Source organism: Streptomyces sp. NPDC002784 (genome assembly GCF_053592135.1).
Genome location: NZ_JBSFVD010000005.1, coordinates 292,863 through 319,627 on the forward strand (window position 1 = coordinate 292,863; position 26,765 = coordinate 319,627).

Here is a 26,765-nt window from a genome sequence, read left to right on the forward strand (position 1 = left end):
AACGCAGTGCGCATGGAAGCTCCTCGTGGTGCGATGTCGGGCCTGTGCAGTGCAGCAGCAACGGCCCCGCACCGGCAATGGATTAACGTTCAACGACCTCTGGCGGGGTACTCGGTGGGGCGGGAGGCGAAAGGAGCCGGCCATGCGTGACGTACTTCCGGTGCTGGGCGCCTGGTACGCGGCGGGATCGCCCTTCGGCCTGGCCACGGTCGTCGCGACGAGCCGCAGCGCGCCGCGCGATCCGGGGGCCGCGATGGCCGTGGGCCCGGACGACGAGGTCGTGGGCAGTGCGTCGGGCGGCTGTGTCGAGGCAGCGGTGTTCGAGCTGGCCCAGGAGGTGGTGGCGAGCGGCGAGGCGCGCCTGGAGACCTTCGGCTACAGCACCGAGGACGCGTTCGCGGTGGGGCTGACCTGCGGCGGCGAGATCACCCTGCTCGTCCGTCCGGTGACGGCCGCCCTCGACCCGTCCTTCGGCGCGGTCGCGCGGTCCGTCGCCGCCGGCGAGCCGGTCACCGTGGCCTCGGTGACCGACGGGCCCGCGCCGCGCGGGGCGACCCTCGCGGTCTGGCCCGACCGGGTCCTCGGCACCCTGGGCGCGGCGGGACTCGACGCGGCGGTCACCGCGGACGCGCGCGGCGAACTCGCCCTCGGTGTCACGGCACTGCGCCACTACGGGCCGCACGGAGAGCGCCGCGAGGACGCCGTCGCCGTGTTCCTGCACTCCTTCGCGCCGCCGCCGCGGATGCTGGTCTTCGGCGCGATCGACTACGCGGCCGCCGTCGCCCGGATCGGCGACTTCCTCGGCTACCGGGTCACCGTCTGCGACGCCCGCCCCCTCTTCGCCACCCCGAAGCGCTTCCCGGAGGGCGTGGAGGTCGTCGTGGACTGGCCGCACCGCTATCTGAACGGCACGGACACCGACGGCCGCACGGTGATCTGCGTCCTCACCCACGACCCCAAGTTCGACGTGCCCCTGCTGGAGGAGGCGCTGCGCGGACCCGCCGCCTACATCGGGGCGATGGGCAGCCGCCGTACCCACGACGACCGGATGCGGCGGCTGGCCGCGGCCGGGCTCACCGGGGCCGAGCTGTCCCGGCTGCGCTCACCGGTGGGACTCGACCTGGGGGCCCGTACGCCCGAGGAGGTCGCCGTGTCGGTCGCCGCCGAGATCGTCGCCCTGCGCTGGGGCGGCACCGGCGCCCCGCTGACCGCGACGGAAGGGGCGATCCATACGGCACCCTGACACCCCGCCCGAGAGCCGCCCCGTCAGCGCGGTGGCAGGCGGTGCAGCTCCACGTCCGTGAGGGAGCCGTCGGCGACCGTCGCGGTGAGGTAGGTGCAGTGCGGCTGACGGCGGCGGTCGGTCGGGGAGCCCGGGTTGAGCAGGCGCAGCCCGGTCGGCGCGGTGGTGTCCCAGGGGATGTGGCTGTGCCCGAACACCAGCACGTCCAGGTCCGGGAAGCGGGCGGCGCAGCGTGCCTCACGGCCCTGGGCGGCGCCGGTCTCGTGTACGACGCCGAAGCGCAGGCCGCCGAGGTCGGCACGGGCCACCTCGGGGAGCCGGGCGCGCAGTTCGGGGCCGTCGTTGTTGCCGTACACCGCGATCAGCCGGCGGCTGCGGCTCTCCAGCAGGTCGAGGGTGGCCGTGTCGACCCAGTCCCCGGCGTGGATCACCACGTCGGCGTCCGGGAGTTGGGCGAGGAGCGGACCGGGAAGGGCGCGGGCGCGCTTGGGCAGGTGGGTGTCGGACATCAGCAGCAGACGCACCCCGCCAGGCTACGACTCGGGCCGGGCGGAAGGTGGCAAGCGCCGGGGAGCGGGTTAGCATCGGGAGGCGCACCGTGCCGCACCCAGCAGACGCAGGCGACGACCCGAGGGGACTTGGAGCGCGATGCCGGTCAAGGTCAGCGTCATCGTTCCCGTGTACAACCCGGGGGCGTACATCGAGGACTGCATCTCCTCGCTGCTGCGACAGTCCCTGCCCCCCGACGAGTACGAAGTGATCTTCGTCGACGACGGTTCCACCGACGACACACCCGGCCGGCTCGACGAACTCGCCGCCGAGGAACCCCGGGTGACCGTCGTGCACCAGGAGAACTCCGGCTGGGCGGGCAAGCCCCGCAACGTCGGCATCGCCGCCTCGCGCGGCGAGTACGTGATGTTCGTGGACAACGACGACCACCTCGGCGACGAGGCTCTGGAGCGGATGTACGACTACGGCGTGGCCAACGCCGCCGACGTCGTCGTGGGGAAGATGGCCGGCCAAGGCCGTGGCGTGCCGGTGGAACTGTTCCGCCGCAACCATCCGCGGGCCACCGTGGAGAGCGCGCCGCTGATCGACAGCCTCACCCCGCACAAGATGTTCCGCCGCGCCTTCCTGGACCGCATCGGCCTGCGCTTCCCCGAGGGCAGACGGCGCCTGGAGGACCACGTCTTCGTCACCGAGGCCTTCCTGCGGGCGGACAACGTCTCGGTGCTCAGCGACTACGTCTGCTACTACCACGTCCGCCGGGACGACGACGCCAACGCGGGCTTCCAGCGCTTCGACCCGGTCGGCTACTTCAAGAACCTGCGCGAGGCCCTGGACGTCGTCGAGCGGCACACCGAGCCGGGACCGCTGCGCGACCGCCTCTTCCGCCGCTGGCTGCGGGTGGAGATGGTCGAACGGATGCGCGGCAAGCGGCTGCTGGCGCTGCCCCCCGACTACCGCAAGGAGCTGTTCCGGGAGATCCACTCCGTCGTCGTCGAGCGGTTCGGGGCCGGGGTGGCGGCCGGACTGCAGCCCACGCAGCAGGTCGTGGCGGCGCTGATCGCCGCCGACCGCTACGACGACGTGGAGGCGTTCGCCGAGTGGGAGGCGGGCATCGTCCTCAAGGCCGTCCCGGAAGGGCTGCAGTGGGCGGACGGCACGCTGCGGGTCTCCTTCGCCGCGGAGTACCACTCCGGCGGGGCGCCGCTGACGTTCGGCGCCCCGGGCGGCGGCGGTCCGCTCCAGGCCCCGCCGAAGGACGTCACCGAGGCCATCGCCTGGGTGAGCGCCGACACCGTCTCCCGGTTCGGTGCCGCGACCGCGGACCTGCTGCTGCGCCGGCGCTCCGACGCCGCCCAGTACTTCCAGCCGGTGCAGTTCACCCGGGAGACCGTGCCGACCGAGGACCCGGGACGCTTCCGGCTGATGCTGCGGGCCACGGCCACCGTGGACCCGGCGCGGGCCGCCGAGGGCGCCCCGCCGGCCGGCGGTCTGTGGGACGCCGTGGTCCGGGTCAGGCTGGGCGGCTGGACCAAGGAGTGCCGGCTCGCCCCGGCCCCGCGCGCCGAACGCCCCACGGTGCCCGCCGGAGTCGTCGCCGGGCGGGTGGTGCTGCCGTACTGGACCGCGCGGCACCTCTCGCTCGCCCTGGACGTCGACCGCGCGAGCCGCAGCCTCGGGCTCGGCCGGGTCGCGCCGGAGTCGGTCACGGTCACGGACGACCGGCTCAGCGCCCCGGTGCCGCTGTACGTGCCGCACGACACGGACGTACTCGTGCGGCTGACCGCGCGGGGCGAGGCACTGGACGCCAACGGCACGCTCCGCGCGGCGCCCGACGGCTCCGGGGCGCTGCTGACGGCGGCCCTGCCCGCCCTGGTGATGGGCGGCACCACCTGGCGGACCGCGCTGGTCCCCGTCCCGGACGCGGCCGAACAGCGGCTGCTGGCACTGCCGTTCGCGCTGCGCGCCGGGGCGCACGGGGTGCGGGTGCGGCGCACTCCCCGGCCCGGGATGCTGCGCCGCCTGGGACGCAAGGCGAAGGCCCTGCTCAGGGCCCGACGGAGGTGACGGAGTGCGCCCACTGGGGATCGACGGTGCCTGGCTGCTGGAGCCCAAGGTGTTCCCGGACGACCGGGGCACCTTCCACGAGTGGTACCACGGCGAGGAGTTCCGCGAGGCCACCGGCTACGACCTGACCCTCGCGCAGGCCAACTGCTCCGTCTCCCGGCGGGGCGTGGTGCGCGGCGTGCACTTCTCCGACGTGCCGCCCGGTCAGGCCAAGTACGTGACCTGCGTGCGGGGCGCCGTCCTGGACGTCGTGGTCGATCTGCGCACCGGTTCCCCGGCGTTCGGGCAGTGGGAGGCGGTCCGCCTCGACGACGACACCCGGCACGCGGTGTTCCTCGCCGAGGGCCTCGGACACGCCTTCATGGCCCTCACCGACGACGCCACCGTGATCTACCTGTGCTCCACCGGCTACGCCCCGGACCGCGAGCACGGCGTGCACCCCCTCGACCCCGGCCTGGCCCTGCCCTGGCCCGCGGACGTGGAGCCGGTGCTCTCCCCCAAGGACGCCGAGTCGCCGTCCCTGGCCCAGGCCCTGCGCACCGGGCTCCTGCCGTCCTACGAGGACTGCGCCGCCCACTACAGGTCGCTGCGAGGCGCCTAGCACCGGCCCACCACCGGAGTCCGAGCCTCCCGCGAGCGGGGTGCGGCACCGTCGACGCGGCGTGTTGGCCCATTCTCAGTGAGGAGGCGGGCCCGATGACGAGCTCCGTCGGTGCGGCGTACGACCCCCTCGGCACACATCTGCAGGACCCCTACCCCTTCCTGGCGCTGGCCCGGGAGCAGGAGCCGGTCTTCTACTCCGAGGTACTGCGGGCCTGGGTGGTGACGCGGTTCGACGACGTGCGCGCCGTCCTGCAGCGGCACGAGACGTTCTCGACGGCGAACGCCCTGCGCTCCCCGCTCCCGCTGCACCCGGACGCCCTCGCCGTCCTGCAGCGCGGCTTCCCGCCCTCCTCCGCCATCATCAACGTCAACGGCGAACGGCACCTGGCAGTGCGGGCGCCGCTCGCCAAGCGGCTCGGCACGGACGCCGTCGCCGCCATGGAGCCGGAGATCCGCAAGCGGGCGACGGGGCTCGTCGACGCTCTCGCGGCCAACGGCTCGGCCGAGTTGATGAGCCAGTACGCGCGCGTGCTGCCCGTGGAGACCATCAGCGACATGTGCGGCATCGACGCCGAGGACCGGGCGATCATCCGGGACGGCGCCTACGCCTGCGTCGCGGTCATCACCGGCGGCGCCTCCCGCGAGGAAGAGGTCGAGGCGGCCGAGCTCTTCCTGGAGTTCCAGCAGGTCATGGCGCGGTATGTGCGCGAGCGCAGGGACCGGCCGGGGGCGGACGCCTTCAGCGAGATCGCCGGTGTGCTCGCGCCCCCGGGGCCGATCGACGACGAGCAGCTCGCCGAGCTGGTGTGGACGTTCATCGGGCTGATCACCGCCGGGCACTCGACCACCACCGCCCTGCTGGGCAACGGCCTGTGGCATCTGCTCTCCCACCCAGAGCAGTGGGAACTACTGTGCCGGCGGCCGGAGTTGATCGCGGGCGCCGTGGAGGAGATCGCCCGCTACGACACCCCCGTGCACGCCTTCTTCCGGGTGACCACCCGTGAGGTGACGCTGGGCGGGCGGACCCTGCCTCAGGGGGCCGACGTGGTGGCGCTCTACAGCGCGGCCAACCGGGACCCCGAGGAGTTCGACCGGCCCGAGACGTTCGACATCACCCGGCAGATGACCCGGCATCTGACCTTCGGCCACGGTGTGCACGCCTGCGTGGGCGCCCGGCTGGCCCGGCTCCAGCTCGCGGTGACGCTGGAGGCCCTGACCACCCGGCTGCCGGGACTGCGCCTGGTGCCCGGCACCGAGGTCCGTATGGCACGGCAGTTCGTCGACCACGCCCCCGTCGCCCTGCACGTCGCCTGGTGACGGCGGCCAGCGAGCGCCCGGCCCGAAAGGACACACGGCAGTGACCGACAGCGCATCGCACCAGGCCCGGGCCCTGCAGTTGGTGCACGGCTACATGGCCTCCCAGGCACTCGGCGCCGCCGTCCGCCTGAACATCCCCGACGTGCTCGCCGAGAGCCCGAAGAGCTGCGCCGAACTGGCCGCGGCCACCGCCACCGACCAGGACGCGCTGCGCCGGCTGCTGCGGGCCCTGGAGACGCTGGGCCTGGTGGAACGCCCCGGCCGCACCGACCGGTTCGCGCTCACCTCCTTCGGCCAGGTCCTGCGCTCCGGCTCCGACGCACCGGCCCACGCGCTCGCCGACCTGTTCACCTCCCCGGCGGTGTGGCGGCCCTGGGGCGAGCTGCACCACAGCGTGCGCACCGGCCGGACGGCGTTCGAGGCGGTCTTCGGCATGCCGGCCTTCGCCTACATCGGCCAACGGCCGGAGCTGTCCGCCCTGTTCAACAAGGCGATGGCGGAGACGGCACAGGGCGCGGCCGACGTGGTGGCGGCCGGCTACGACTTCTCCCGCTTCCCCACGGTCGTGGACGTCGGCGGCGGCAACGGCACCCTCCTCGCGGCCCTGCTCACCGCGGACCCCGGCAGCCGGGGCGTCCTCTTCGACACGCCGACCGGGGTGCGGGAGGCGGCCAAGGTGCTCGCGGACGCCGGCGTCGCCGACCGCTGCGAGATCACCACGGGCGACTTCTTCACCGCCGTACCGGGCGGCGGCGACGCGTACGTCCTCAAGAGCGTCGTCCACGACTGGGACGACGAGCGGGCGCGCACCGTCCTGCGGCGCTGCCGCGAGGCCATGCCCGACCGGGCGAAGCTGCTCCTGGTCGAGCCGGTCCTGCCCGACGAGAACGGCCCCGCCGCCGACCTCAGCGTCGTGCTGAGCGACCTGAACATGCTGGTCATGGCCGGAGGCCGGGAACGCACCGAGGCGGAGTACGCCGCCCTGCTCGACTCGGCGGGCCTCGAACTGACCTCGGTGGGCGCTCCCCTGACGCCCACTCACTTCCAGGTACTGGAGGCGGTCCCCCGCTGATCAGCGGCCGGTGACCTCCTCCAGGGCGCGCCGCAGCGGCTCCCAGCCCCGGGAGCGCCGTACGCCGATGTTCCGGGCACGGGCCAGCGGACGCCAGAAGGCCGCGCCCAGCAGCGTCTCGGGGCGTACCGCTCGGGTGCGGTCCAGGATCGCCTCGGGCACCTTCTGCGGGTCGGGCACGTCGTACTCGGCGACGATCTCGTCGTACTTGTCGCGCAGCACGGTGTTGTGCGGGTCGGCGCCGAACACCACGAGCTGACCGGTCGGCTGGGTGTCGACCAGGACGGTGACCAGGTCGGGGCGGTGGCGGGCGAGGATCTCGGTGAGCTTGTAGACGTCGCCCGTCCAGGCGCCGGTGTGGCGGTCGCGGGCCGCCTCGTCGAGATTGCGGGGCAGCATGTCGTCGAAGACGATCACGCTGGCCCAGTCGGAGTACTTCTCGACGTTGATGAAGTCCCGCAGCGCGTACTCGAACAGGTGCATGCCGTCGATGAACGCCAGGTCGAGGGTGGTGCGCCGCCAGTGGCCGACCGGGCTGCGGCCACGGCGCAGGTTCCGGACCGGGTGGCGGCCGCCCTTGAGGTGGGCGAGGGGGTTGGCGCGGGCGAAGAAGTCGTCGCTGGTGGCCTTCACCAGGTGGACGTCGCAGCGGATCTCGGTGACCACCTTGAACGCGGGGTCGATCGCGATGCTGGGCACCCGGGACAGCCTCAGGCTGCGGCCGTCGTTGACGCCGATCTCCAGGTAGTTGCGGTTGGCGGTGACCTTGTGCAGTTCCCTCAGGAACTCGTGGCGTTTCACGCAGGGGACTCCTTGCGGATGCGGGGAAGTGCCTCGTGCAGGGCGGTACGCCAGTCGCGCAGCGGGGGCAGGCCGAGGCTCTGCCAGCGGTCGTGCGCGAGGGCGCTGTACTCGGGGCGCGGGGCGGGCCGCGGCCAGGGCGTGGTGTCGGTGGGGCGCACCCGCTCGGGATCGGCGCCGAGTTGGCGGAACACCTCCCGGGCCAGCTCGCACCAGGTGGCCTCGCCGGAACTGGTGGCGTGGAAGACGCCGTGCGCGTCCGGGCCGACGCGCGGGCCGAGGTCGGCGATGCGGGCGGCGACGTCGGCGCACCAGGTGGGCTGGCCGGTCTGGTTGTCGACGACGTCGACGGTGGGGCGGCTCGCCTCGATGCCGATCATCGTGCGGACGAAGTTCCGGCCGTGGACGCCGTAGAGCCAGGCGGTGCGCACCACCGCGCTCGCGCCCGGCAGTTCCTCCAGCACCGCCCGCTCGCCGGCGAGTTTGGTGCGGCCGTAGGCGGTGCGCGGGGCGGGCGGGTGGTCCTCGGGGTAGGGGGTGGTGCGGCCCTTGCCGGAGAAGACGTAGTCGGTGGAGACGTGGATCAGGCGGGCGCCGTGCGCGGCGCAGGCGCGGGCCAGCAGGCGGGGGCCGTCGCCGTTGACGCGCAGGGCGGTGGCCTCGTCGGACTCCGCGTCGTCCACGGCCGTGTAGGCGGCGCAGTTGACGACGGTCTCCGGGCGGTGCGCGGTGAACGCCCGCTCCACGGAGTGCGGTTCGGTGATGTCCAGGGCCGTGTGGCCGAGGCCGGTCACGTCGGCGCCGCGGCCGCGCAGTTCGCCGACGACGTCGTGACCGAGCATCCCGCTCGCTCCGGTGACCAGCCACCTCATCCGTGCTCCTCACCCACGCGTCGCTTGAGCGGCTCCCACCACGCCCGGTGGTCCCGGTACCAGTCGACGGTCGCGGCCAGCCCGGCGCGGAAGTCGTGCCGGGGACGGTAGCCGAGTTCGGTGCGGGCCTTGCTCCAGTCGACCGAGTAGCGCAGATCGTGCCCCTTGCGGTCCTCGACCCGCGTCACCCGGTCCCAGTCCGCCCCGCACGCCTGAAGGAGCAGTCCGGTGAGGTCCTTGTTGCTCAGCTCGGTGCCGCCGCCGATGTTGTAGACCTCGCCGGGCCGGCCCTTGGTGCGCACGAGTTCGACAGCGCGGCAGTGGTCGTCGACGTGCAGCCAGTCGCGGACGTTGCGGCCTTCGCCGTAGAGCGGGACCGGGTGGCCGTCGAGGAGGTTGGTGACGAAGAGCGGGATGACCTTCTCGGGGAACTGGCGCGGACCGTAGTTGTTGGAGCAGCGGGTGACCCGCACGTCCAGGCCGTGGGTGCGGTGGTAGGCCAGGGCGAGCAGGTCGGAGGATGCCTTGGAGGCGGAGTACGGCGAACTGGGCCGCAGCAGGTACTCCTCCGTGGCGGAGCCGGTGTCGACCGAGCCGTACACCTCGTCGGTGGAGATGTGCACGAAGGTCGCGACGCCGCCGCGCAGCGCGCCCTCCAGCAGGGTCTGGGTGCCCACCACATTGGTCAGTACGAAGTCGGACGCCCCGGTGATCGATCGGTCCACATGGGACTCGGCGGCGAAGTGCACCACCTGGTCGGCCTGGGAGGTGAGCTTGCCGACGAGTTCGGCGTCGCGGATGTCGCCCTGCACGAACTCCAGGCGCGGATGGTCCAGGGGGAGGTTGTCGAGGCTGCCGGCGTAGGTCAGCTTGTCCAGCACGGTGATCCGCCGCGCGCCGGGAGCGTCGGCGGCGAGCAGCATGCGGACGTAGGCCGAGCCGATGAACCCGGCGGCACCGGTCACGAGAAGGTTCATGTATGGATCTGCACCTTGCTGTGGTCGCCGAGGACGAAACGGTGGGCACTGGGGACGTGGTGCGCCGGGGTCACCTCGGCGTGCCGGCCGATCAGGGAGGACTCGATGCGGCCCACGCCGGTGATCGAGGAGTCCCGCAGCACGATGGAGAACTCCAGCTCGCTGTCGGTGATCCGGCAGTTCTCGGCGATGGAGGTGAACGGGCCGACGTAGGAGTTGGCCACGAGCGACCCGGCGCCGATGACGGCGGGCCCGACGATGCGGGAGTTCACGATCCGGGCGCCCTCCTCGACGATCACCCGGCCGACCGTCTCGGACACCTCGTCGACCTCGCCGTCGATCCGCCGGTCGAGCCCTTCCAGGACCGTCCGGTTGACCTCCAGCATGTCCTCGACGTTCCCGGTGTCCTTCCAGTAGCCCTTGATGACGGTGCACCGGACGTCGGCGCGGGCGTCGATGAGGTGCTGGATGGCGTGGGTGATCTCCAACTCGCCGCGCCAGGACGGCTCGATGGCGCGCACCGCCTCATGGATCGCGGGGGTGAAGAGGTAGACGCCGACCAGCGCGAGGTCGCTCTTGGGGTGTTCTGGTTTCTCCTCCAGGCCCACCACCTGCCCCGCGCCGTCGAGTTCGGCGACGCCGAAGGCGCGGGGGTCGGGGACGCGGGTGAGCAGGATCTGCGCGTCGGGGCGATGGCGGCGGAACTCCTCCACCAGGGCGCTGATGCCGCCGACGATGAAGTTGTCGCCGAGGTACATCACGAAGTCGTCGTCACCGAGGTAGTCCCGGGCGATCAGCACCGCGTGGGCCAGGCCCAGGGGGTGTTCCTGAGGGATGTAGGTGACCCGGAGACCGAACTTCGAGCCGTCGCCCACCGCGTCCTCGATCTCCGCGGCGGTGTCGCCGACGATGACCCCGACATCGGTGATGCCGGCTTCGGCGATGGATTCCAGTCCGTAGAACAACACAGCCTTGTTGGCGACCGGGACCAGCTGTTTGGCCGATGTGTGGGTGATCGGCCGCAGCCGTGTGCCGGCTCCGCCGGACAGCACGAGAGCCTTCATCTGGTTCACCATAGCGCCGTTCCGGCGTAACCGAACGGTCAGGTGTTGGGCCGGGCCACGCTGATGTCACCGAGCGCCGACTCCGGGTCGCGCTCCATGGCCAGGTCCCCGAGCGAGACGATCCCCACGGGGCGGCCGTCGTCGACGACCGGGATACGGCGTACGGCGTGCTCGCGCATCAGCCCCACCGCGATGTCCAGGTCCTCGTCGGGCCCGACGGTCACGAGGTCGTCGCTGCACGCTCCGGCCACGGTGGTCTGCTCGGGGTCACCGCCCTCGCAGACGGACCTGACCACCAGGTCGCGGTCGGTCACCAGGCCGCGCAGCCGGTCGTCGTCCACCACCAGGACGGCGCCGAGATCCTCGTCGCGCATGAGGCGGGCCACCGACGCCACGGAGGCCTGCGGTTCCACCGTCGCCGGGGCGGCGGTCATGATGTCGCGGACGTGCTGGGTCATGACGTACTCCTTCGTCGAAGGGACGTGAACCTCCGAGTACCCGCCCCTCAGCGGTTCAGCTGAATCTCGCTCCAGACCTGTTTGCCGCCGCTGACCGGGAGCGTGCCCCAGGAATCCGACATGGCCTCGACCAGGAGGATGCCGCGCCCTCCGGTGGCCTCCCAGCCGATGCTGGTGGGTTTGACCGGGCTGCGCGGGGAGGTGTCGGCGACGGCGACCCGCAGCCGGCCGTTGATCAGGGTGAGGTCGAGGCGGACCTGTCCCTCGGTGTGCACCAGGGCGTTGGTGACGAGTTCGGAGACCACCAGGAGGACGGCGTCCCGGTCACCGGTCAGGCCCCAGGAGCGCAGGGCGCGCCGGGTGAAGCGGCGGGCGTGGCCGACCGCCTCGGGCACCCGCCACACGGTCCAGCTCTCCCGCAGCGGGCGCAGCGCCATCCCGTCGTAGCGCATCAGCAGCAGGGCGACGTCGTCGCTGCGGCGGGCGTTGCCGAGCAGGGCGTCGGCGACCAGGCCGAGGTGGGCGGGGTCGGCGGCGGCCAGTTCGCGGGCGAAGCGGTCCATGCCCGCGTCGATGTCGGCCTCGACGGACTCCACCAGTCCGTCGGTGGTCAGCGCGATCAGGGTGCCGGGCTGGAGCCTGAGCGGGCTCATCGGGAACTCGGCCTGCGTCATCACACCGAGCGGCGGGCCGCCCTCGGCCTCGGCGATGTCCGTGCTGCCGTCCGGATGCCGCAGCACCGGCGGCAGGTGTCCGGCGCGCACCGCCCAGGCGGTGCCCTCCTCCAGGTCGACGTCGACATAGGCGCAGGTGGCGAAGAGGTCGGTCTCCAGCTCCATCAGCAGCCGGTTGGCGTGCGAGACCACCACGTCGGGCGGGTGGCCCTCGGCGGCGTAGGCGCGCAGGGCGGTGCGCATCTGGCCCATCAGGGTGGCGGCGGCCGCGCTGTGGCCCTGCACGTCGCCGATGACGAGGGCGACGTGGTTGTCGGGCAGTGGGATCACGTCGTACCAGTCGCCGCCCAGTTCGAGCCCCGCGGTGCTCGGCAGATAGCGGGCGACGGCCTCCGCGCCGGGCAGCCGGGGCAGTCTGCGCGGCAGCAGCTGGCGCTGGAGCATGCCGACGAGCTCGTGCTCGGCGTCGAAGGCGTGGGCGCGCATCAGGGCCTGCCCGGCGAGCCCGGCGGAGGCGGTGAGCAGGGCGCGTTCGTCGGGGCCGAAGTGGTGCGGGGCGTCCCAGCCGATCAGACAGGCGCCCGCCATCCGGCCCCCGGCGGGCAGCGGCAGGACCGCCAGACCGCCGGGGCCGACCTCGGCGAGGGCGGGTTCCAGCGTGGCGCCGGCGGGCCAGATCTGGGCGCGGCCCTCGCGCAGGGCGGTGGCGAGGGTGGGCATCGCGCGCAGCGGCGCGTCGGGCCACTCGGTGCGCCACTCCAGCCGCCACAGCTCGGGCCAGGACTCGGGTGCGGGCGGGTCGAGGACGGTGACGACGAGCCGGTCGTTCTCCAGCTCCGCCAGTGCGATCCGGTCGGCGCGCAGGGGGGCGCGCAGGGCGGCGACCACGGCATGGCTGACGTCGCGGACGGTGCCGGCGGTGGCCAGGGCGGCGGCCAGGCGCTGGACGCGGGCCACGTCGGTGACGTCGGAGCGCAGCTTGGAGGCGTCGGCGACGGTGCCCTCCAGCCGGGCGGGCCGGCCCTCGCCGCCGGGCACCAGCCGCCCGTGCAGCCTGAGCCACTTCGGCGGGCCGGCCGGCTGCAGCACCCGGAACTCCAGCTCCCGGTCGCCGATGGACATGTGGTCGGCCTCCACCACGGACATCAGCGAGGGCAGGTCCTCCGGCACGGTCAGGCCCAGCAGGGTCTCCACCTTGCCGTCGAACGCGTCCGGGGGGATCGCGAACAGGTCCAGGATGTCGTCGCCGACCTCCACGCGGCCGGTGTCCATGGCGAGGCTGAAGGCGTTGGAGGGCAGCTCGCCGCCCTCGGCGCGCGGGACCGGCACGGGGTAGGCGAGGGCGCGGGCGATCAGATCCAGACAGCGGCGGTCCTCGGCGTCGAACCCGTCCGCGTGCTCGCTCACAGCGACCAGACAGCCACCGCCGTCCTGGCCCCGCGCGGGCAGCACCGCCAGCTGGAAGTCGCCCGCCGTCGCCCGCCGGGACTGGGCCCGCTCGGCGAGTTCCTTCGGCCCGAGGAAGGCGGGCCGCCCGGTGTGGTGTGCGTCGGCGACCACGGAGCCCCCGGTGGCGGCGTAGCTGTCGCGCAGGCCGTACTGGGTGCGCGGAGCGCCGGCCCACTCCACCAGGCACAGCAGCTCGCCGTCCTCGGTCAGCGTGTACACGGCCGCGAGGGACGCGTGGGCGAAGACGAGCGCCTGCTCCAGGATGCGGCGCAGCCGGTCGGGGGCGTCGGGGGCGTCGCCGACCGTGATGAGGGCATCGTCGGCACGCTGCCTTCGCGATCTGCGTCCCGTCCCGTCCTCACCGCCCACGTTGGCCATTACAGCGCTAATGAGACACCGGCGCAGCCCCTGTGACCGCTCAACGCCGTACGGTCCCAGGGCTCGGACGTCGGCGGGGCCCCTTCTCGACGCCCCGGCACCCCGACCCGCAGACGCCCACGTGGGTGAGATGGGATCCGGACATTTCCGGGTCGCGACTGCCGGCCCCGCACCCGGGTGGCCCGAGGGAGGGGCCGATCGCGCTACGCCCCCGGGGGCGTGACGCAGACCGAAGGGCTGGGAATGATTCAGAGTGACGGTCGTGTACGAGGCGCAGCTTCTGCGTCGCTTTGGTGGATCTGCTGCGGTCGGACGACGAGGTCCTGGTCGTCTTCGCGGTCTCCCACTGGCCACCGGGTTCGGAGGCCGTCGAACCTGCGCCGGACGTGTACGTCGCCGACGCCCTCCGGGGCGGAGTGCACCGCGTCGCCGACGGCGAGCGCTTCATCGACGACACGCTCGCCCTCGGGTTCCTCCAGGCCGCGGAGATGCCCCTCACCCGGCGCGAGCTGAGCGTGCTCTCGCTGGCCGCCGAGGGCGCCCCGGTCGGTGAGATCGCCACGACGCCGTGTGTGACGTCTCCGCGGGCGGATCCCCGCCTCAGCGCTGGACGTCGTTCCAGTGCCCTACCAGATCGCGGTAGAGAGCCGACCGTACGAGCAGGTCCTCGTGGGTACCGTACTGGGCGCGAGTGCCGTCCAGGACGAGGATCCGGTCCGCGCGCAACGCCGATGACAACCGGTGGGCGACGACGACCAAGGTCCCGGGCCGGGTTTGCAGGGCGTGTTCGGCCCGTGCCTCCGCGACCGGATCCAGGTGGCAGGTCGCCTCGTCGAGCAGCAGCAGCGGGGCGGCGCAGAGGTGGGCGCGCGCGAGGGCGATGAGCTGCCGTTCGCCGAGTGACAGGGCGTCCGGCCGGACCTGTCCGTCGAGCCCGCCGACGCGCTCGACCAGCCGTTCGAGCGCGAGGGCCCGTACGGCGTCGTCGACATCGGACGGGCGGGCGTCGGGTCGCAGGTAGCGGAGGTTGTCCCGCAGGCTGCCCGTGAAGACGTACGCCTCCTGGGGGATCAGTATGCGCAGGGCGGCGAGTTCGGACGGCGGGAGGCAGCCGACGGGCCGGCCGGAGAGGAGCACCTCGCCCCGGTCCGGCGCCAGCACGCCCGCCGCGACCTGCAGGAGAGTCGACTTGCCGATGCCGCTCGGACCGACCACCGCGATGTGTTCCCCGTTCTCGACGGTCAGGTCCAGCGCGTCGAGGACGGCACGGGCGCCCGGGCCGTACGCGGCTCGGACGCCGCGCAGCCGCAGCGCCGCCGTCGCCGGAGCCGCAGGGGTGTGTCCGTGTTCGCCGGGCGCGGCGGGGGGAGGTGCCGAGAGGGTGGCCGACGGGACGGGGAGCGGCCCGGTGAGCCGGTCGAGGATGACGAAGAGACGCGCCCCCGCGGCACCCAGGACGGTCATCAGCGTGTGCAGGGCCGGCAGCAGCGCCTGGAGGACGTAGGTGAGCGCGCCCACGAGCGCCCCGGCCGTCACGCCTTGGCGCAGGAGCCACGGTGTCGCGGCCAGGAGCAGGAACACGGGCAACTGCCCCGCCGTCGCCACGGAGAGCGTACGGACCGCCGCCCAGCGGGCCAGGGCGCGCTGGGCGGCGGCGGCCTCCTCGACCGCACGGCGGTTCCGTGCGGCCGTCGGCTCCTGGGCGCCGCACGCGACGATGTCGCGCAGGGCGGTACGGGTGATCTCCGCGCGCCGTCCCACGGCCTCGTCCGCGTCGAGGTAGCGGTGCTGGGCCCGTGCCATGGGACGCAGCGAGGCGGTGAACAGGGCGACGCCCAGCACGAGCGGCGGGAGGACCACGAGGAGGAACTGCGGCGCGAGGGACACCAGGCCGACCAGGGCTCCGGCGGCGACGAAGACGAAGGAGCGGGCCGCGAGCACCAGCCCGGCGAAGCTGTCCCGGGCGATCTCCGTCTGGCTCGTCAGCCGGGAGACCGCGGTGGTGTCCACGGTCCCGCCCCCGGCGGTGGTCACGCGCAGCGCGCGCACGACCGAGCGACGGACCAGGTGGTCCCGCAACGGTTCGGTGAGATGCGGGAGTTGGGCGAAGACTCCGCGGACGACCGGCGCGCCGAGCAGGATGACCACGGCCGCCGCCGTGAGCCACAGCAGACCGGTGGCGGTGCTGCCCCGCAGGAATCCGTCGTCCAGCGACCGGGCCACGCAGTAGCCGCCGAGGAAGGTCTGCGCCGACTCGGCCGCGGACCATGCCGCCAGTCTGGCCAGGACGCGCTTACGGCGCCCGAGGAACGTACGCCCCGAGGCCATGACCCGCCGGGACGTCCGGCCGGTGACCGGGCCCGGGTCGGCTGAGGTCGTCTCGGCCGCCACCGGGCCCGGCCCCGGCTCGCCGGCCCCCGTCCCGGGTCCGCCCGGCGCCGGCCCGGGGCCTCCCGTGGCCGGCTGGGGCTTCGGGCGGGGAGCCGGTCCGCTTCCTTCCGTGCCCGGGTGGGGCTTCGGGCCCGTCGTCGTCCGGCCCGCCTCCGCCGCAGACGTCATGTGCCGCTCCCGGTGTCGTCGTGGGCGGGCCGCCCGGCACGAGGGGTGTCCTGCGCGACCGCCGCTCCCGGAGCCACCGCCTCACTCCCGGCCCTCCCCGGGGGCACCGGAGAGGACTCGGCCAGGAACACCGCGCGGTAGTCCGGGTCCTCCCAGAGCAGGCGGTGCGGTGCGCATCTGCGTACTCGTCCCGCCTCCAGCCAGACCACCTGGTCCGCGCGGGCCGCCGTGGAGACCCGGTGGGCCACGACGAGCTTGGTGCACGGCCGCAGCGACGAGGCGAGCGCGAGTTCCACCTGCCGCTCCGTCGCGGTGTCCAGGCTCGACGTCGCGTCGTCCAGGATCATCAGCCGCCCGGCGCCGATGAACGCCCGCGCCAGGCCCAGGCGTTGACTCTCGCCGCCGGAGAGTGGCGCGTCGGCCAGGGGAGTGTCGTACCCCTGGGGGAGAAGGCCGACGAAGGAGTCGGCGCTCGCGGCCACCGCGGCGTGACGGACCTCCTCCGCCCCGTCCTCGGCGGTGCGCGCGGTGGGCCCGCGCCCTGCGGCGATCGCGCGGCGGACCGTGGGCGTGGCGCCGCTGTCGAAGGCGGGACGCGCGAAGGCGTAGGCCGTCGCCCCGCGCAGCTGCGCGCGGGCCAGCTCGGCCAGGTCCGTCCCGTCGAGGAGAACGCGCCCCTCGTCGGGGTCCGTCAGCCGGCCCGCGACGGCGGCCAAGGTGGACTTCCCGGCGCCGGAGCGGCCCACGACGGCGACCGTCGAGCCGCCGTCGATCGCGAGCGTCACGTCCGTGAGCAGTGGGACGCCGTCGCGCACCACCCCCACCCCTCTCAGTTCCAGCCGGCCGGGCCCGTCGGCCGGCAGGGCGGCGAGGCCGTGGGCCATGGGTGGCAGATCGGCGAGTGCGGCCGTACGGCGGCCCGCGTTGCGGGCGCGGACCAGCGTGCCGAGCGGTGCCGCGATGCCTCCGATTCCCGCGGCGAGGGCGGCGTACCGCGAGGCGGCGAGCAGGTCGCCGACGCTGAGCTGTCCGGCGGCCAGCCTGGCCCCGGCCACCGCCACGACGGCCGTGGTGAGCAGCGGAAGAAGGACGCCGCTGCGTGCCACCGCGCGGCCGTGGACGAGCCACATGCGCGTGCCGTACCGCGTCATGTCCTCCAGCGGGGCGAGGATGCGTTCCTCCTCGCGGCGCGCCGTGTGGGCGGCGGCGATGGTACGCGCGCCGCTCAGCGCCTCGGTGAGCCGGGCGGCGATGGCTCCCTGAGCCTGCTGGTACCGGCCGACCGAGTCGGACGACTGGTGCGCGAACGTCCGCAGCAGCATCAGGAGCAGCGGCAGGCCGGCCACGAAGACGGCGGCGGTCCAGGGGTCGATCAGGGCCAGGGCGACGAGGGCGCCGGCCGGGACGAGGACGGAGGACACCGAGGTCGCGAGGGCGGCCGGGGCGGCGCCGCTGTCCGAGGCGTTGACGCACAGCCGGGCGGCGACGTCGCCGCCCGAGTACGGTGCGGCCCGGTGGGGGGCCGTGCCCAGCAGACCGGTCAGCGCGCGGAGGCGGACCCAGGCGGTGGCGCGGGCGGTGGTGAGCTGTGTCAGCAGGACCGAAGCGGTCTCCAGCAGGACTTCCACAGCGAGCAGTACGGCGGCCCAGGCCAACCACCGACCCCCGGCGGGATGGTGATGCAGCAGCAGGTCCAGCGTGCGGCCGACCACCGCCGGGACGGCGAGCGCGCAGGCCGCACCGGCGACCGAGCAGACGAGAAGCGCCGCTGTGCTGCCGGCGGTGTGCCGTGCGGCGCCGCGCAGCAGCCGGTCGGACCCGGTCGGGGAGGCCATCCGATGCCCTTTCTCCTGACGAGTGCGCCAGGCACGATCGTCGCGGGCGGCCCGGCCCGGGCTCCCGCGCCGCCCGCCACGGCGGCCGGTGGCGCGATGACCGGTGCCCCGGGAGCTGGGCTCCCGGGGCACCGTGACTACGCGCCGGCGCCTCGACGGGCCGTTCGCGGAGTCGGATCAGGTCAGTTGCAGGTCGTCACGCTGAGGCTGCTGTCGCCGCAGAGGAGCAGGCTCGCGCGGCTGCCGGACTCGACGTCGCCGATGGCCTCGTCCTTGGGGGTCTCCAGCGACTGCAGGTCGAACAGGTTCATGATCGTTTCCTTTCGTTAGGGGACGGTGGTGCGGTGCGACCCCGAAGTGGGGCCGGTTCGTGGGCCCGCCGGAGCGGCGGGAGGAAGGGCAGCTGCGCCGGGCGGTCGCCCAGGGCTGCCGAGAGGGCCAGCAGGACGCCCGCCGTGCCGGTGGCGAGGTCCATCGAGAGCCGCATCATCTGTTCGCCGGGGAAGGCGAGGTGGCCGTCGTAGGACATGGCGTGCCAGGTCAGGCAGCCGACCTGACGGCGTACGTCCTCGGGCGCCGTGCCGGGCCCGTCGGCGTGGGTGCGGGCGAGGTGCAGGACCATGCCCGCGACGCCGCGGAAGAGGCCCGGCTGGGCGTAGAAGGTGGCCTGCGCCGCCTGCACGATGTCGCGCCGGGCCCGGTCGAGATCCTCGTCGTGGCGGTGGAGGAGGTAGTCGTCGATCACCATGCCGATGCCCACGCTGCCGGCGCCGAGGTACGGCATCGTGCGCCAGCCCTCGTCGACCTGCAAGGTGCCGGAGGCTCCGCGCACGCAGCGGGTGAGGTCGTCGTGGAGCGCTTCGGCGGCGAGGTCGAGGAGCGCGGTGTCCCGGGTGCGTTCGTAGAGCCGTACGAACAGCAGGGCTCGGCCCGCCGCACCGTGCAGCAGCCCGGTACGCACCCGGCCCTGCGACGCGGGCAGGGCGGACCGCGTCGGCGCACTGGGCGGCCGGGCCGCCAGTTCGGCGCACCTCAGCGCCGCCGCGTGCAGGCCGGACTCGCCGGTGGCGCCGGCGAGGGCGTCCAGGGCGAGGCCCATTCCGGCCGTACCGCCGAAAAGGTCCGACGCGAGCGCGTCGTGGTCCTCTGCGAGGACGAGCTCGGCCAGTTCGAGGGCGGACGCCGTGTGCCCGAGTCGCTGGAGGGTCCACGCGATGCCCGTGAGCCCGTCGTAGAAGCCGAGCGGTGTGCCGGACTCGGGCTGCTTGGCGAACCGAAGGAGCCTTTCCTCCGCCGCGGGGATCCGCGCCGCCCCGCTCTCGTGCAGGGCATGGAGGACCCCGGCGGTGCCGTGGCCGACGGACATGCCGCCCCCGGCCGTGGCGAACTGGGCGATGTCGCCGGGGAAGAAGCGGTCCTCCCGGTCGGGCGTGGCGGACGCGAGGATCGCGCGGACCATCGAGTCGCGGCTGTCCGGCCACTGTCCCGGCTCCACGGGCAGGAACGGGACACCGCTGCCGGGCGCGGTCGCGCGACGTGCGGGGACGCGGGAGGAGGCGACGCCGGGCTCCCGCAGGATCTCCCGCACCGCCTCGTCCAGGAAGCCCGGGGGCACGGGGAACTGCGCGGCCGCGACCTCGGCCAGGTGGGCGGCCTTGCCGCGGTCCACGGCGAGCAGACTGGTGAGCGGGACGAACAGCGCGATCCGCAGGCAGGCGAGGGCGTACCGGTCCACGTCGAAGCCGCGCCGGTCGGCGGGTGCGACGAACGCCGGGTTGGCGACGGTCTGCCGCCCGCCCTCCGCCGCCGGCTGGGCCGCCTCGAAGTCCAGGAGCACCACGGAGCTCTCGTCCTCGGAGACCATGATGTTGAACAGATGCAGGTCGTTGAAGACGATCCCCCGGGCGTGCACCGCGGCGACGGCCTGCTCGACCAGACCGTGGATCCGCAGGGCCCAGTCCGTGTACTCGGCGAGCCGCTCCGCCGGGGGGTCGGACTCCATCAGCGGATGCCTGCGGGCGAAGAACGTGTTGAGCGAGCTGCCCTCCACGAACTCGAGGACCAGGAAGTGATGGTCGCCGACGGTGAAGCTGTCGAGGACCTCCGGAGTGCAGGCGAGCCCGGACAGCTGTTCCAGCGCGGTACGTTCGCGGTGCAGCCGGGTCACGGCGTCCGCCCCGTCTGCGGCCAGGCCGGCGTACGGGCGCGCCTCCTTGAGGACGACCCGCCGTCCGGTCTCGCGGTGCCGCGCCTCGTACACGCCCCCGCCGTTGGAGAAGTGCAGGGCCTTGTCGATCTCGTACGGCATCTCCCCCACCGTCACCGCGGCTCTCGCATCGAGGTGCGGTCGCAGGAACGGCGGAGGAGTGACCCAGTCGGGCACGCGGAAGACGGGCCCGCGCCGGTCGGGTACGAGGGTGCCGGAGCCGTCCTCCATGGCCGGCCGCAGCTCACCGTGCTCGTCGTAGCAGTGGCGGCGGGTGAAGCTGCCGTACCGCAGGTGCACGGGGCCCTTCCCCCAGCGAAGGTCGCTGAGGATGTACGGGCCCGGCTCGCCGTCGAGCAGCCGCGCGAGGTCGGTCGCCAGGCGCTCGCACTGCTCGTCGTCGGCCGGGTAGACCGTGATGAACTTGCCACTGGCCGCCCGGTCGGCGTACTTGGCGTTCCGCTGGTGCAGCAGGTACCGGCTCGGGACGAACTTGAACGCCACCTCGTGCCGCAGACAGTACTCCCGGACCGTTGCGAGGACCCGCTCCGCGTTGTCGAGACAGGCCGCGACGTGGATCTTCCAGCCCTGCGACGGGAGCGTGCAGCCCACCGGACGCAGGGCGAGCCAGTCACCCGTGCGATGGCTGGTCCACCCTTCGGGCACGGGGAGGGTGGCGGCCGGGTAGAGGGACTCGCCCGCTCCGTCGGCGAAGACGAGACGGTGCGGCGCGTCGTAGAAGTGACGGTCGGCGTCGCAGAAGACCGCGTACCCCTTGTTCACAACGCACTCCCTCGGTCGGTGACGGAACGACGTTGTCACGGGCCGGGAGGGCCCCGACAGTCGCCGCTGTCACCTCTCGCCCATGCAGTACGCACGGGTAACCGAGGCCGCGTGCACCCGGGAGGGTCGTTCGGCGTCGGGTGTGCGGCTCGCGCTGGACGCGGTCAGCGCCGAGCGGTAGGAGGAGGGCGAGCGACCGGCCGCCGGCCCGTACCGCGTCGCCACCTGTCGGCACCCCGCTCGGCCTCTACGACGCTCTCTCAGGGGCGTCGCCCACGTCCTGGAACGGCTCGGCCACCGGCAGCGGGCCCCGACGTGGTCGAGACGACCCCGAGCGAGCGCCGGCAGAACCTCGCCTCCGACCTGCACGGCGGCCTCGCCGGCCTCGGGCTGGTGCTGGCGCGAAGCCTCGTTTCCTCCGGGGCCGCGCCGGAATGATCCTCCGTCTGGCCCGCACCACCGCCCCCGGCACCGGCGACCAGCCGCTCGCCGAGCAGCTCACCGGGCGCGGCTGGTTCGCCATGCCCTGCCGGGGCCGACTGGCCTTCCCCGGACACCGGGGAGCCCTAGCCCGGTACCCGAGGCGGAGCTGCTCGCCGCGGCGCGGGCGGGCGGTGGGGCCGACCCCGCTGCTGAAGACGCTCGGCGGGCTGCGGGCGGCACAATGCGGGCTGCGGGCTGCGGGCTGCGGGCTGCGGGCTGCGGGCTGCGGGCTGCGGGCGACGGTCGACCCGGCGGCCCTGTCGGCGGGCGAGCGGCAACTCGTCGCGCTGACCCGGGCCTATCTGTCGCCCGCGCCCCTCATGCTGCTCGACGAGGCGGCCTGCCATCTGGACGCGACGGCGGAGGCACGCGCGGAACGGGCCTTCGCGGCCCGTGGGGGCGGCACGCTGGTGGTCGTCGCGCACCGCATCAGCTCGGCGCGCCGGGCGGACCGGGTCCTCGTCCTGGACGGCCGGCACACGGCCTACGGAATCGACGAGGAGCTGATGGCCCGCTCGGCGCCGTACCGGGACCTCGCCGGCGACTGGACCGCCGTGCCCGCCGGGCGCTCAGAGCCAGCCCTCGCCCTGCGAGATGCGGATGGCCTCGATACGGTTGCGGGCCCCGGTCTTGCGGGTGATGGCCGCCATGTAGTTGCGCACGGTCCCGCTGGACAGATGCAGGCTCCCGGCGATCTCGGCGATCGAGGCGCCCCCGGCGGCCAGGGACAACACGCTCAGTTCTCTCCTGGTCAGCGGCATCTGCGCGGCCTTGAGGAATCCGTAGCCCAGCGAGTCGTTGACGAAGCGTTCGCCCTTGGCGACCCGGCGTATGCCGTCGACCAGGTTCTCCGGCGAGCCTTCCTTGTCGACGTAGCCGAGCGCCCCCGCCTCGACCGCCCGTTTCAGCAGCCCGGGCCGGTTCGCGGTGGCCAGGACCAGCAGCCTCGGGTGCACCGGGTCGGAGCCGCGCACGCATAACTCGCCGAGTGGCGGGATGCCGTACGTGTCCGCGCACTCCAGATCGACCGCGCAGACGTCCGGCCGCAGGGATTTCACATGCGTGGGAGCGCTCCCCCAAGGACTGTCGAACACACTGAGGTCCGGCTCCCGGCACAGCCACTCCGCCAGGACCGACCGCACCAGACACGCGTCGTGCACCAGAAGCACCGTGATCACTACCGCCCCTTCAACATGTGTCGCCGGTTCTCGGTGTTGAGCGCGTGTCCCATTCTTAGCGGCCCTCACACCTCCCGTGCGCGCAGAACCGGCCATCGGGGTGCGCGGGGGCGCACACCCGGCTCACGCGCCCCACCGCGCGCATCGAATGTAGGGGCATGGGCTCACGGCAACGGGGTATCACGCGCGCCTCCCCCTGCACGGGCGTCCATGCGCGCCCCGGCTCCTCGCCGCCGAGGGCTCTCGCCGTGCGGTATCAGCCGCGAAGGGGCAGATTTGACCTCTGGGACCCGTCGCCAGCCGTGCGAGGAGGTGGTCGACGTGTCCGACGGGCAACCGTCCCACCAGGCACCGGCGACCGCCAGGACGCGGGTCGGCCGGCCGCTGCTCTCGCTCGCGCTGGCCTCGATGATGGACGAGGTCCACGCGCACTCCGGCGCGGTCTATCTGCTGGCGCCCCAGGAGCCGGTCCTGGAGATGGCGGTGATGGCGGGACTCCCCCGGGCGTTCGCGGCGCCCTGGGAGCGGGTGGGGCTGAGCGCGCCGATCCCGGTGGCCGACGCACTGCGCGAACGGCGGCTGGTCTGGGTGGGCGGCGAGGAGGAGATGGCCCGCCTGTATCCGCGGATCTCCGTGGTGCTGCCCTACCCCTTCTCGCTCGCGGCGCTGCCGGTGGCCACCGAGTCCACGGCGTACGGCGCGGTCTTCGTGACCTGGCCGGGTTCGCACCCGCCCGAGCTGTCGGACCGGGAGCGCACCACGCTGAGCGCCGCCTGCGACCGGCTCGCCGCCCGGCTGTCCCGGGCCCTGCAGGAGAGCGTCCCGCTGCTGCCGGAGCCCGATCTGCTCGCCGCCCCCGTCCTGGCCGGTGCCGCCGGCACCCTCGGCACGGTCGAGTCGGCGCGGATGGTGGCGCGGCTGCCGTACGGGCTCTGCTCGCTCGATCTGCACGGCCGGATCTCGTTCGCCAACGCGGCGGCGGCCGAGCTGATCGGCGTACCGGTGAGCCAGTTGCTGGGCACCCAGCTGTGGGCGTCGGTGCCGTGGCTCAACGACCCGGTCTACGAGGACCGCTACCGGGCCGCGCTGTTCAGTCAGCAGTCCACCTCGTTCGTGGCGCTGCGTCCGCCGGGCGACTGGCTGTCGTTCCGGCTGTACCCGAGCACCAGCGGGCTCACCGTCCGGGTCACCCGGGCGCGGGCGGTGACCGAGATGAACCGCGCGCACCGCCCGGCGGCCGGCGGCGCCCCGAGCCGGCTGGTCACCATCTCCCAGGTGCTGAGCCTGGCCGGGGCGCTCACCGAGGCGGTGAGTGTGCAGGACGTCGTCCAGCTGGTCGCGGACCAGATCGCCCCCGCCGTGGGCAGCCAGGCCCTGGTGATGCTCGGTTCCCGGGCGGGCCGCCTCCATGTGCTGGGCCACCAGGGCTATCCCGACCCGCGCGTGGTCGAGCGGTTCGACGGGCTGCCGCTTCAGGAACGGACCCCTGGCACCCAGGCCCTGACCACCGGGGTGCCCGCGTTCTACGAGGACGAGGAGGAGTTGCAGCGGCTGTACCCGGTGCGCCAGGCCACGCCCGACGGGTTCGCCGCCTGGGCCTATCTGCCGCTGATCGCCTCCGGCCGTCCGGTGGGCACGCTGGTGCTCGCCTACGCCGAGCCGCATCCGTTCCCGGCCGACGAGCGGGCGGTGCTGACGAGTCTGGGCGGGCTGATCGCGCAGGCCCTGGAGCGGGCGGTGCTCTACGACGCCAAGCACCACGTCGCCCATGGCCTCCAGGCGGCGCTGCTGCCGCACTCGCTGCCGCGGCTGCCCGGCATCGAAGCGGCCGCCCGCTATCTGCCGGCCACTCAGGGCATGGACATCGGCGGCGACTTCTACGATCTGGTGCCCGCGCAGGGACAGGCCGCGGCGGTGATCGGGGACGTGCAGGGACACAACGTGACGGCGGCCGGTCTGATGGGGCAGATCCGCACGGCCGTACGGGCGTACACGACCGTCGGGCAGTCGCCCGGGGAGGTCATGCGCAGCACCAATCGGCTGCTGATCGACCTGGGCGCCGATCTCTTCGCGAGCTGTCTGTATCTGCGGCTGGACCCGGAGCACGGGCGGGCCGTGATGGCCCGGGCGGGTCATCCGCCGCCGCTGCTGAGACGGCCGGACGGGCGGGTTCGGGTGCTGGACCTGGCCGGGGGTCCGCTGCTGGGCATCGACGGCTCGGCCACGTACCAGACGACGGAGGTCGATCTCGCGCCCGGCTCCGTGCTCGTCCTGTACACCGACGGGCTGATCGAGTCGCCGGGCACCGACATCGAGGACGCGCTCGCCGATCTCGGGCGGGTGCTGGCTGAGGCGGGTGATCTTCCGCTGGACGAGCTGGCCGACCATCTGGTGGAGTCCTGCGCGACACCCTGGGGCCGGATCGACGACGTGGCGGTGCTGTTGCTGCGGGCCCGGGCCCGGGGATGAAGCGGACGACGCGCGGACCCGGGGCGCGCGTGGTCAGGCCGGGGTGAGCTGCTTCCAGAGCTGGGCGCCGGTGCCGTTGCACTCGTGGCCCACGCGGCGCCCGGAAGACCGAGGGAGGGCGGTGGCCAGGCCCGCGGCCACGGCGACCACGTAACGCATCCATCTCATGAGTGCTCCATCGCAAGATCGACGATCGTATCGATCAAGAGTTCACACCGCTGGATCCGTCCACGTCAGTCCCTCGCGGGTGGGCGTAAGGATTACGTCATATCCGGATGGCCGGCCCTCCCGCCGAAGGGCCGGCCACCCGGGGTCATACGGTGACGGGGGTCAGTGCGTCTCGGTCAGCCCGGAGTCGTCCGCTCCACCGGCACCGGCACCGGCGTCCTCGCCGACGCCCGCGTCTTCACCGACGCCCGCGTCTTCACCGACACCCGCTTCCTCACCGGCACCCGCCTCCTCGCCCGCCCCGGCGTCGCCGCCCGCCGCGTCACCCGCGCCGAGGGTCGCGCCGACCGCTTCGAGCGCGGTCGTGACCGGCTGGAAGAATGTCTCGCCGCCCACCGTGCAGTCGCCGCTGCCGCCCGAGGTCAGGCCGATCGCGAGACCGTCCTGGGTGAAGAGCGAACCGCCGCTGTCGCCGGGCTCGGCGCAGACGTTCGTCTGGATGAGCCCGGTGACGGTGCCCTCGGGGTAGTTGACGGTGGCGTCGAGGCCGAGGACCTGACCGTCGCTCAGGCCGGTGGTGCTGCCCATCCGGAAGACCTGGAGGCCGACCTCCGCCTCCGCGGCCTGGCTGATCTGGACGGTCCGACCGCCACCCACGTTGACCTCGCTCGGCGCCTCGGTGGCCGGGTCGTCGTACTTGACCAGGGCGAAGTCGCCCGCGCCGGGGAAGGTGGCGGTGGCCGCGTCGACGGTGGCGATCGGGGCTCCTCCCTGGGCGTCGGACCACTCGGCGGCGGCGACCCCGCAGTGACCCGCCGTCAGGAACGCCGGGGCGCCGTCACCCGCGGTGACGTTGAAGCCGGCCGAGCAGCGGGCACCGCCCGCGAAGATGGCGTCGCCGCCGGAGAGGAAGGTCTTGAAGGTGCCCTGGGACTTCTTGATGGTCGCCATGCCCGAGCCGAGGCCCTGCACGGTCGACTCCAGCCGGTCCCACTTGGCGCCGGTGACGGTGCTGTCGGCGGTGACCAGGATCTTGTTGGTCCGGGGGTCGACGGCCCAGGCGGTGCCCGGGATGGTCGCCTCGGACGTCAGGGTCCGCGCGCCGGCGTCGAGTTCGGCCAGGCTGTTGTCGACCTCGCGGACCTTCGCGCCCGTCTTCTTCGCCTGGACGATGACGTTGTTGTTGTCACCGGGGACGACATTGACGACCAACTGCCGGCTGCCGGCGTCGTAGTACGAACCGGCGAAGGCGTCGCCGAGGAGTCCGGCGAGCTGTGAGGCGAGGTCCGAGGCGTCCGCCGCCTTCAGGGTCCGGGGCGCTGCGGAGTCGTCCGAGGCGCCGTCCTGGGACGCGTTGGCTTGGGGCAGCAGGATGGCCGCCGCTCCGAGCGCCGCCACACCGCCCGCCGCTATCGCGGCCTTGCGCTTCGGCATTCGCTTGTGACTCAACCTTCTCGACCTCCTGGGGGGACGGGGTCCGTGCCGCCTTGCGTGCGACGGCTGTTCGGGGCGCCTGGATGGCCAGTGGTACGCACGGGTCACTCGGGGCGTTCAATTCCGTTGCCGCGCGCCCCACTCGAAACGCGGATCCGGCCACGGTCC

21 protein-coding genes and 1 pseudogene are annotated in these 26,765 nt (G+C 73.5%); 8 read left to right on the top strand and 14 right to left on the bottom strand.

Translation table 11 applies throughout. The features are described from left to right. Nucleotides 1–142: 142 nt before the first annotated feature. Nucleotides 143–1,243: an XdhC family protein gene (locus ACWD1Z_RS13395; RefSeq protein WP_451118276.1), complete on the top strand. Its 1,101-nt coding sequence runs from the start codon at nucleotides 143–145 to the stop codon at nucleotides 1,241–1,243. Nucleotides 1,244–1,266: 23 nt separating this feature from the next. On the opposite strand, the gene ACWD1Z_RS13400 is transcribed toward ACWD1Z_RS13395, so the two are convergent. Then, nucleotides 1,267–1,767 (bottom strand): metallophosphoesterase family protein, encoded by a 501-nt coding sequence (locus tag ACWD1Z_RS13400; protein ID WP_451118278.1) that lies wholly within the window; start codon nucleotides 1,765–1,767, stop codon nucleotides 1,267–1,269. 124 nt (nucleotides 1,768–1,891) lie between these two features. Between ACWD1Z_RS13400 and ACWD1Z_RS13405 the strand changes: the two genes are divergently transcribed. From ACWD1Z_RS13405 to ACWD1Z_RS13420, 4 genes are all read left to right on the top strand, one after another. Further along, on the top strand, nucleotides 1,892–3,817 hold the full coding sequence (locus ACWD1Z_RS13405) for a glycosyltransferase (RefSeq protein ID WP_451118280.1): 1,926 nt from the start codon (nucleotides 1,892–1,894) through the stop codon (nucleotides 3,815–3,817). A gap of 4 nt (nucleotides 3,818–3,821) precedes the next feature. Continuing rightward, nucleotides 3,822–4,418 carry a dTDP-4-dehydrorhamnose 3,5-epimerase gene (gene rfbC / locus ACWD1Z_RS13410; protein WP_451118282.1) on the top strand — a complete coding sequence of 199 codons (597 nt, stop codon included), beginning with the start codon at nucleotides 3,822–3,824 and terminating at the stop codon, nucleotides 4,416–4,418. Between the two features lie 95 nt (nucleotides 4,419–4,513). Beyond that, nucleotides 4,514–5,737 (top strand): cytochrome P450, encoded by a 1,224-nt coding sequence (locus ACWD1Z_RS13415; RefSeq protein WP_451118283.1) that lies wholly within the window; start codon nucleotides 4,514–4,516, stop codon nucleotides 5,735–5,737. A 40-nt stretch (nucleotides 5,738–5,777) separates the two neighbouring features. After that, nucleotides 5,778–6,809 carry a methyltransferase gene (locus ACWD1Z_RS13420; RefSeq protein WP_451118285.1) on the top strand — a complete coding sequence of 344 codons (1,032 nt, stop codon included), beginning with the start codon at nucleotides 5,778–5,780 and terminating at the stop codon, nucleotides 6,807–6,809. On the opposite strand, the gene ACWD1Z_RS13425 is transcribed toward ACWD1Z_RS13420, so the two are convergent. Genes ACWD1Z_RS13425 through ACWD1Z_RS13450 form a run of 6 tightly spaced genes read right to left on the bottom strand, consistent with a single transcriptional unit; the run spans nucleotide 6,810 to nucleotide 13,482 of the window. After that, entirely contained in the window at nucleotides 6,810–7,610 is an 801-nt protein-coding gene (locus ACWD1Z_RS13425) for a class I SAM-dependent methyltransferase (RefSeq protein WP_451118287.1), read from the bottom strand. Further along, a complete protein-coding gene (rfbD, locus tag ACWD1Z_RS13430) occupies nucleotides 7,607–8,482 on the bottom strand; it encodes a dTDP-4-dehydrorhamnose reductase (RefSeq protein ID WP_451118289.1) in 876 nt (291 codons plus the stop codon). Before rfbD ends, ACWD1Z_RS13425 begins: the two co-directional genes overlap by 4 nt. Continuing rightward, complete coding sequence (gene rfbB / locus ACWD1Z_RS13435) at nucleotides 8,479–9,459, bottom strand: dTDP-glucose 4,6-dehydratase (RefSeq protein ID WP_451118291.1); 981 nt, start codon at nucleotides 9,457–9,459, stop codon at nucleotides 8,479–8,481. Before rfbB ends, rfbD begins: the two co-directional genes overlap by 4 nt. Then, complete coding sequence (locus ACWD1Z_RS13440; RefSeq protein WP_451118293.1) at nucleotides 9,456–10,523, bottom strand: glucose-1-phosphate thymidylyltransferase; 1,068 nt, start codon at nucleotides 10,521–10,523, stop codon at nucleotides 9,456–9,458. The genes rfbB and ACWD1Z_RS13440 overlap by 4 nt, the downstream gene beginning before the upstream one ends. Nucleotides 10,524–10,561: 38 nt before the next feature. Continuing rightward, entirely contained in the window at nucleotides 10,562–10,981 is a 420-nt protein-coding gene (locus ACWD1Z_RS13445) for a CBS domain-containing protein (RefSeq protein ID WP_383306536.1), read from the bottom strand. 47 nt (nucleotides 10,982–11,028) lie between these two features. After that, the gene (locus ACWD1Z_RS13450) at nucleotides 11,029–13,482 is read right to left on the bottom strand and encodes a SpoIIE family protein phosphatase (protein ID WP_451118295.1); all 2,454 of its coding nucleotides are present in this window, start codon (nucleotides 13,480–13,482) and stop codon (nucleotides 11,029–11,031) included. Nucleotides 13,483–13,895: 413 nt separating this feature from the next. On the opposite strand from ACWD1Z_RS13450, the pseudogene ACWD1Z_RS13455 reads away from it, so the two are divergent. Next, nucleotides 13,896–14,042 (top strand): annotated as a pseudogene (locus tag ACWD1Z_RS13455) (DNA-binding response regulator); the annotation flags it as partial. 40 nt (nucleotides 14,043–14,082) lie between these two features. Here the strand turns inward: ACWD1Z_RS13455 and ACWD1Z_RS13460 are convergent. The 4 genes from ACWD1Z_RS13460 to lanKC form a co-directional block, all read right to left on the bottom strand. Next, nucleotides 14,083–16,041, bottom strand: coding sequence for an ATP-binding cassette domain-containing protein (locus ACWD1Z_RS13460; RefSeq protein WP_451118297.1), 1,959 nt, complete (start codon nucleotides 16,039–16,041; stop codon nucleotides 14,083–14,085). Beyond that, on the bottom strand, nucleotides 16,038–17,876 hold the full coding sequence (locus ACWD1Z_RS13465; protein WP_451118299.1) for an ABC transporter ATP-binding protein: 1,839 nt from the start codon (nucleotides 17,874–17,876) through the stop codon (nucleotides 16,038–16,040). The genes ACWD1Z_RS13460 and ACWD1Z_RS13465 overlap by 4 nt, the downstream gene beginning before the upstream one ends. A 182-nt stretch (nucleotides 17,877–18,058) precedes the next feature. After that, nucleotides 18,059–18,187 carry a mycelium formation morphogenetic lantipeptide SapB gene (gene ramS / locus ACWD1Z_RS13470; RefSeq protein ID WP_345491208.1) on the bottom strand — a complete coding sequence of 43 codons (129 nt, stop codon included), beginning with the start codon at nucleotides 18,185–18,187 and terminating at the stop codon, nucleotides 18,059–18,061. Next, a complete protein-coding gene (gene lanKC / locus ACWD1Z_RS13475) occupies nucleotides 18,184–20,865 on the bottom strand; it encodes a class III lanthionine synthetase LanKC (protein ID WP_451118301.1) in 2,682 nt (893 codons plus the stop codon). The genes ramS and lanKC overlap by 4 nt, the downstream gene beginning before the upstream one ends. A 315-nt stretch (nucleotides 20,866–21,180) precedes the next feature. Between lanKC and ACWD1Z_RS13480 the strand changes: the two genes are divergently transcribed. Further along, a complete protein-coding gene (locus ACWD1Z_RS13480; protein WP_451118303.1) occupies nucleotides 21,181–21,303 on the top strand; it encodes a hypothetical protein in 123 nt (40 codons plus the stop codon). A gap of 614 nt (nucleotides 21,304–21,917) precedes the next feature. Here ACWD1Z_RS13480 and ACWD1Z_RS13485 read toward each other — a convergent pair. Beyond that, entirely contained in the window at nucleotides 21,918–22,526 is a 609-nt protein-coding gene (locus tag ACWD1Z_RS13485) for a LuxR C-terminal-related transcriptional regulator (RefSeq protein ID WP_451118305.1), read from the bottom strand. 312 nt (nucleotides 22,527–22,838) lie between these two features. Between ACWD1Z_RS13485 and ACWD1Z_RS13490 the strand changes: the two genes are divergently transcribed. After that, nucleotides 22,839–24,995 carry a SpoIIE family protein phosphatase gene (locus tag ACWD1Z_RS13490; RefSeq protein ID WP_451118472.1) on the top strand — a complete coding sequence of 719 codons (2,157 nt, stop codon included), beginning with the start codon at nucleotides 22,839–22,841 and terminating at the stop codon, nucleotides 24,993–24,995. A gap of 33 nt (nucleotides 24,996–25,028) precedes the next feature. Here the strand turns inward: ACWD1Z_RS13490 and ACWD1Z_RS13495 are convergent, their stop codons facing one another. Then, nucleotides 25,029–25,163, bottom strand: coding sequence for a hypothetical protein (locus ACWD1Z_RS13495; protein WP_451118307.1), 135 nt, complete (start codon nucleotides 25,161–25,163; stop codon nucleotides 25,029–25,031). 162 nt (nucleotides 25,164–25,325) lie between these two features. Then, nucleotides 25,326–26,612 (bottom strand): S1 family peptidase, encoded by a 1,287-nt coding sequence (locus tag ACWD1Z_RS13500; RefSeq protein WP_451118308.1) that lies wholly within the window; start codon nucleotides 26,610–26,612, stop codon nucleotides 25,326–25,328. Nucleotides 26,613–26,765: the final 153 nt, after the last annotated feature.